Here is a 6260-nt window from a genome sequence, read left to right on the forward strand (position 1 = left end):
GGCCCGCCAGGCCTCCGCCGTGTCCGTCGCCGGCCAGCAGCACGGCCTGGTCGCCCTGGACGCCGCCGGCCGCCCGGTGCGGCCCGCGCTGCTGTGGAACGATGTGCGGTCCGCCGACGACGCGGAGCGGCTGGTCGCGGAGCTCGGCGGCCCGGACGCCTGGGCCGCCCGCATCGGAAACGTTCCCGGCCCCGCGTTCACCGTCGCGAAGTGGGCCTGGCTGCGCGCGTACGAGCCGGAGTCCGCCGCCGCCACGGTCGCCGTCCGGCTCCCCCACGACTACCTCACCGAGCGGCTCTCCGGCCGCGCGGTCACCGACCGCGGCGACGCGTCCGGCACCGGCTGGTGGGCGGCGCCGACGGAGACGTACGACGCGGGCGTCCTGGAACACGTCGGGCTCGGCCCGGACGCGCTGCCCGAGGTCGCGGACCCGTTCGCGGAGATCGGCACGGTCCGCCGCGGCCTGCCCGGACTGGCGCTGCCAGAGGGCGCGTTGGTGGGCGCCGGGACCGGCGACAACGCGGCCGCCGCCCTCGGGCTCGGGCTGCGCCCCGGCGTCCCGGTGCTGAGCCTGGGCACCTCGGGCACCGTCTACTCCGTCGCGACGCGCCCCGCCGCCGATCCGACCGGGACCGTCGCAGGGTTCGCCGACGCGCGCGGCCAGTGGCTCCCGCTCGCCTGCACCCTCAACTGCACCCTGGCCGTCGACCGCGTCGCGGCGCTCCTCGGGCGCGACCGCGAGGCGGTCGAGCCGTCCGGCGGCGAGGTGCTGCTGCCGTTCCTCGACGGCGAACGGACCCCGCCGCTCCCCCGGTCCGCCGGACTGATGTACGGCCTGCGGCACGACACGACGCCCGGCGGGCTGCTCCAGGCCGCGTACGACGGGGCCGTGTACGCGCTCCTCGCCGCGCTCGACCGGGTGCTCGACGTCGCGGGCGCACCGGGTTCCGACCAGCCGCTGCTTCTGATCGGCGGCGGGGCGCGCGGCACGGCCTGGCGCGAGACGGTCCGGCGGCTGTCGGGCCGACCGGTCCAAGTGCCCGATGCACAGGACTTGGTGGCGCTCGGCGCGGCCGCGCAGGCCGCGTCGATCCTGACGGGCGAGGACCCGGCGGAGGTGGCACGGCGCTGGGACACGGCACGCGGACCGGTGTACCCGCCCGTCCCGGTCGACCGGGCGGCGCTGGATCGGATCGGGTCGGTACTGGAAGACGCGGGCTCGCTGCTGCGCGGGGCGGCGGCCCGATGAGCGGACCCAGACGGCCGCCGGCCGCGGAGAACACCCAGCAGGGCATCCGGCGGCGCAACCTCTCCCTGGTCCTGCACACGGTCGCCGACCACGGCCCACTGTCCCGCGCGGCCGTCGCCGGACGCATCGGGCTCACCCGGGCCGCCGTGTCCTCACTGGTCGACGAGCTGATCCGGACGGGGCTCCTGACGGACCTCGGCCTGGAGCAGTCCGGCACGGTCGGCCGGCCCGGCAGCGCGCTGTCCCTGAGCGACCGGGGCCCGTGCGGCATCGGGGCGGAGGTGGGCGTGGACCATCTCGCGGCGGTCGCCGTCGACCTGCGCGGCAGGGTACGGGCCAGGGCCACGGCCGAGGTTGACAACCGGGGGCGTCCGGCCGGGACCGTACTCGCCGAACTCGCGGCGCTGATCGACCGCGTCGGCGGCACGGCACGGGCAGAGGGGCTGCGTCCGGCGGGCGTGGCGGTCGCCGTGCCCGGACTGGTCGCCCGCGACACCCACACCGTCGTCCGCGCGCCCAACCTGGGCTGGCGCGAGGTGGACCTCGGCGCACACCTGCCGTACGGGCCCGCTCTCACCGTCGACAACGAGGCGAATCTCGGCGCGCTCGCCGAGCTGTGGCTGGAGGGCGTGCCGGGAGACTTCGTGCACGTGTCGGCGGAGATCGGGATCGGCGCGGCCGTGGTCGTCGAGGGCCGGCTGCTGCGTGGCACACACGGCTTCGCCGGCGAGCTGGGGCACGTGCCCGTACGGCCCGAGGGCCCGCGCTGCCCCTGCGGCGGCCGCGGCTGCCTGGAGCAGTACGCGGGCGAGGAGGCGCTGTTGCGGGCCGCGGGCCTCACGGCGAAGGGCCGTCCGGAGGGGCTGCTGCGGGCACGCGCCGACGAGGGCGACCCGGCGGCCCGCCGCGCCCTGCGGGCGGCGGGCACGGCGCTGGGGATCGCCCTGGCCGGCACGGTCAACCTGCTCGACCCGCGCGCGATCGTCCTGGGCGGCTCGCTGGCCCGGCTCGCGCCCTGGCTCCTGCCGTCCCTGGAGCGCGAGTTGACCCGCCGCACCCCCCAGGACGGAACCCCCGCCCTGACGGTCTCCCGCCTCGGCACGGAGGGCCCGCTCCTCGGCGCGGCCCACTCGGTGATCCGCACCGTCCTCGACGACCCGACGGGGCACAGGGGCGGTGCCTCAACTCGGTACTCCAGCTGAGGTTCGATAGGTGTCGTAGGGATGTTGCTCACCGTCGCTGGGTGGTGGCATCGCTGGGCGGTGTGCTGGTGGTGTAGTACTAGGTCCTGTCCGGCCGATCTTGGGCTGTGGGAGGATGTCGTCCATGACTTGCATCCGAAGGGGCCGTGCCTCGTAGAACACCAGCCTCGCTTCGGTCGCGGACACGCGACTGGGGAAGCCCCTGGGTGCGGTATCGCGATATCCCAGGTCTGTCGGGAGCGGCGAATGCTGCCGTCCGTGTGCTCGAACGGGAACGATTGTCTCCGGGCATCGTGGCGGTGGCGCTGAGCGTGTGGTCCGTGCGTGTTCACGGCACGAAGCGCCGGTGGAGGCAGTGGGAGGCTGAATTCACCTGCCCGTGCTGCGGTGAGGGTTGGGCCCGGGACAAGCTGCAAGAGGCTCTGTTCATGCTTCCACCGAGGGCCGCCGGCGAACTCTGGGCGCAGGTCGAGCGCCTGGACGCGATGCTCCTCGGGCGAACGCATCACGAGCCAACGGCAGAGCCGGGGTTGGCTTGGTGGCATCGCAGGTGCTGACCGCGCCCATGTCGCCCACTGGAGCTCCAGCAGGTGCAGGCCCAGGTCGATGCCGATGCCGCGGGGAAGATCGACTGGGACGTCTCGGTTGATTCCACCTCGATCCGTGCTCGGGCCAGGCCGCCCACGCACCACACCGGACAGCGTCAGCGCCGACAGGGCCTACAGCAACTATCGGACACGCCGCTACCTGCGGCGACGAGGCATCCGCCACGTCGTCCTCGAGAAAAACGACCAGGCCGTGAACCCTCACGCCGGGGCCGGGCAGGGGGGTCGCCCGCCGCGCTTCGACAAGGACCGGTACAACAGCCGTTGGCTAGAGGCGTGTCGCGGTGCGGACGAGGTCGGCGACGGCTTTGGATCTGCTGTGGGGTGGCCAGGCGATGACGGTCGTGACTGCCGGTGCGTCCGGCACCGGCACCGTCGCATGATCGTCGCGCAGGTGGGCTCGGAGGGACTCGGGCACGACCGCGCAGGCTCGTCCGAGCGCGATCAGCTGGAACAGCTGGGTCTGGTCGCGCACCTGCGGGCCAGGTCCGTCCGGATAGCCCCCGCCCCGTCGAGGCCAGCGTGGCAGGGGCAGGTCCGTCAGAGTGGTGACCTCGGCTATCGACATATGGGGTCGGTTGGCCAAGGGGTGCCCCGCGGGCAGGACCACGACCTGCTGTTCGGTGTGCAGGTCCTCGGTGTCGAGTCCGGCCGTCGTGTCGAAGGGCAGCTGGAGCAGAGCAACGTCGGCACGCCCGTCGCGCAGCAGCCTTTCCTGCTCGCCGGGCCCGCACAGCATCACCTCGACGGCGACTGCGCCGGGCTCGGCGGCGTAGGTGTCCAACAGCTTCGACACCAGTTCGCTGGAGGCTCCGGCTTTCGTGGCCAGCACCACACCGGGCGGTTCGGCAGCTGCGCGGCGGGTGCGGCGCTCGGCGGCTTCGACCGCGTCGAGTGCGGCCCGGGCCTCCCGCAGAAGCACCGACCCGGCCTCGGTCAAGGCGACTGCGCGAGCAGTGCGGTGCAGCAGAACCACTCCGAGCCGCCGCTCGAGCTGCTGGATCGCCCGCGACAGCGGTGGTTGCGCCATGGCGAGCCGCTGCGCCGCCCGCCCGAAGTGCAACTCCTCCGCGACGGCGACGAAATATCGTAGCTCTCGCGTCTCCACCGCGTCATCGTATCCGGCGCTCACCACGACCGATATCCGTGCGGTATCACCGCCCACCCAGTCGGTCTTGGACGTCCCACCCGAGTCCGCACCACGCTTGATGACATGAGTGAACAGACGATCGCGCTGGTGACCGGTGCGAACAAGGGAATCGGATACGAGATCGCGGCGGGCCTGGGCTCCCTCGGCTGGCGAATCGGCGTGGGCGCGCGGGATCAACAGCGCCGCGACACCGCGGTGGAGAAGCTGCGCGCAGCCGGGACCGACGCGTTCGGCGTTCCGCTCGACGTGGCAGACGACGCAAGTGTGGCCGCCGCGGCCGAGCTGATCGCCGACCGCGCCGGAGGGCTCGACGTCCTGGTCAACAACGCCGCGATCACCGGCGGTATGCCGCAGACGCCCACCACGGTCGATCCCGCGACCGTACGAGTCGTCGTGGAAACCAACGTGATCGGGGTCATCCGCGTGACCAACGCGATGCTGCCCATGCTGCGCGGCTCGGCATCGCCGCGGATCGTGAACATGTCCAGCAGCGTCGGCTCGCTCAGCCTGCAGACCACGCCCGGCATCGACATGGGCCCGATTCCCGCTGCGTACTTGGCGTCCAAGACCTTCCTCAACGCCGTCACCGTCCAATATGCCAAGGAGCTGAGCGACACCAACATCCTGATCAACTCCGGCTGTCCCGGCTTCACCGCCACCGACCTCAACGGCTTCCAGGGCGTCCGCACTCCTCACCAGGGCGCGGCGATCGCGATTCACCTCGCGACCCTGCCCGACGACGGACCGACCGGCGGATTCTTCGACGACGGTGGAACAGTGCCCTGGTGACAGGCTCACCGGCCCCTAGTCCAGCTGAAGTTCGTTGCTGGTGTTGTTCAGGGAGTTGGTGGGCGGGTGGCCGGCCGGGTCGAGCCGCGTCGGACCGCCGAGCGGATGGTGCGCGGGCTGCTTGCCGAGCTGCCGCGTGAGAACGGCTGGACGATCGCTGAGCAGGCCGGCGACGCCTCCCCGGCGGTGATGCAGTCGTTCTTGTCGCGCGGCGCGTGGGATCACGACGGGGTCCGGGACGTCGTGCGGGACACGGGCGTCGAGCATCTGGGCGGCGGCGGGACGCTGGTGCCGGACGAGACCGGGGATGTGAAGGAGGGCGTGCACACCGTCGGTGTGCAGCGGCACTACTCCGGCACCGCCGGTCGGATCGAGAACACCCAGGTGACGGTGTGCGCGATCTGGGCCACGCCGGCCGGGGCGGCGTTCGTGGACCGCGAGCTGTACGTTCCGCGGGTCTGGGCGGACGACCCGGCCCGGTGCGCCGCGGCCGGCCTGCCGGGCGACCTGGAGTTCGCGACCCAGCCCGCGCTGGCGCTGCGCCTGGACGAGTCCGAACCGCCGGAGCGCGGGCGGCGCTCCCTACTCAACCGGCGCAGCCCGACCACCGGCGAGAGCGCGTTCTACCGCTGCTGGGCCCCAGCCCCGGTGTCGTTGAACACGCTGATCGGCATCGCCGGGATCCGGTGGAAGGTCGAGGAGGCGTTCCGGACGCCGCAGCCTGAGCCGACACCGCCCGCCGCCGGGCCGCGGCCGAAAGCCGGATGCGGCACCAATAGGCGGACGGGTGCAGACAGGCAGACGGATGCCGACAGCCGGACCGGCACCGACACGCGGACCGTGCCGACGGCCGGATCGGCGCCCCTTCCCGGGCCACCGCCCATCACCAGGCCGCCGCCGAGATCCGGACCGGCGCGTCCAGCCGCACCGGCATCGACAGCCGGCGCCGACGCCCGCCGCCGCCCACCCCGGGGGCCGACGCCCGCCCCCGGGCCGCCCGCTCTTCGCCCCTACACCAGCCCGAGCTGCCGCTCCGCCCCCTCGACCGTCTGCGCCAGCAGCACCGCGATCGTCATCGGGCCGACGCCGCCCGGGACCGGCGTGATCAGGGAGGCGCGCTCGGCCGCCGTCTCGAAGTCGACGTCGCCGACGTTGCCCGGGTTGTAGCCGGCGTCGATCACGACCGCGCCCGGCTTGATGTCCTCGCCCTTGATGAAGTTCGGCTTGCCGACGGCGGCGACGAGGACGTCGGCCTCGCGGACGAT

The 6260-nt window shown here is 73.3% G+C and carries 4 protein-coding genes and 2 pseudogenes; 4 read left to right on the plus strand and 2 right to left on the minus strand.

The window, feature by feature from the left end; translation table 11 throughout:
• Together VIU94_RS16315 and VIU94_RS16320 are read left to right on the plus strand one after the other, a co-directional pair.
• Window positions 1-1249, plus strand: a 1249-nt coding sequence (locus VIU94_RS16315) for an FGGY family carbohydrate kinase (RefSeq protein WP_331912092.1), incomplete at its 5' end; no start/stop codon positions are given.
• Window positions 1246-2451: an ROK family protein gene (locus VIU94_RS16320; protein ID WP_331912094.1), complete on the plus strand. Its 1206-nt coding sequence runs from the start codon at window positions 1246-1248 to the stop codon at window positions 2449-2451. The genes VIU94_RS16315 and VIU94_RS16320, both read left to right, overlap by 4 nt.
• An 873-nt stretch (window positions 2452-3324) precedes the next feature.
• Here VIU94_RS16320 and VIU94_RS16330 read toward each other — a convergent pair.
• A complete protein-coding gene (locus VIU94_RS16330) occupies window positions 3325-4164 on the minus strand; it encodes a LysR family transcriptional regulator (protein ID WP_331912096.1) in 840 nt (279 codons plus the stop codon).
• 105 nt (window positions 4165-4269) lie between these two features.
• Here VIU94_RS16330 and VIU94_RS16335 point away from each other — a divergent pair, with 105 nt between their 5' ends.
• Together VIU94_RS16335 and VIU94_RS44725 are read left to right on the plus strand one after the other, a co-directional pair.
• Window positions 4270-4995, plus strand: coding sequence for an SDR family NAD(P)-dependent oxidoreductase (locus tag VIU94_RS16335; protein WP_331912098.1), 726 nt, complete (start codon window positions 4270-4272; stop codon window positions 4993-4995).
• A 105-nt stretch (window positions 4996-5100) separates the two neighbouring features.
• Window positions 5101-5481 (plus strand): annotated as a pseudogene (locus VIU94_RS44725) (transposase); the annotation flags it as partial.
• Between the two features lie 524 nt (window positions 5482-6005).
• On the opposite strand, the pseudogene VIU94_RS16345 reads toward VIU94_RS44725, so the two are convergent.
• A pseudogene (locus VIU94_RS16345) lies at window positions 6006-6260 on the minus strand (bifunctional 5,10-methylene-tetrahydrofolate dehydrogenase/5,10-methylene-tetrahydrofolate cyclohydrolase); the annotation flags it as partial.

Origin of the sequence: Streptomyces sp. (assembly GCF_036566765.1) — a bacterium.
GTDB lineage: Bacteria > Actinomycetota > Actinomycetes > Streptomycetales > Streptomycetaceae > Streptomyces.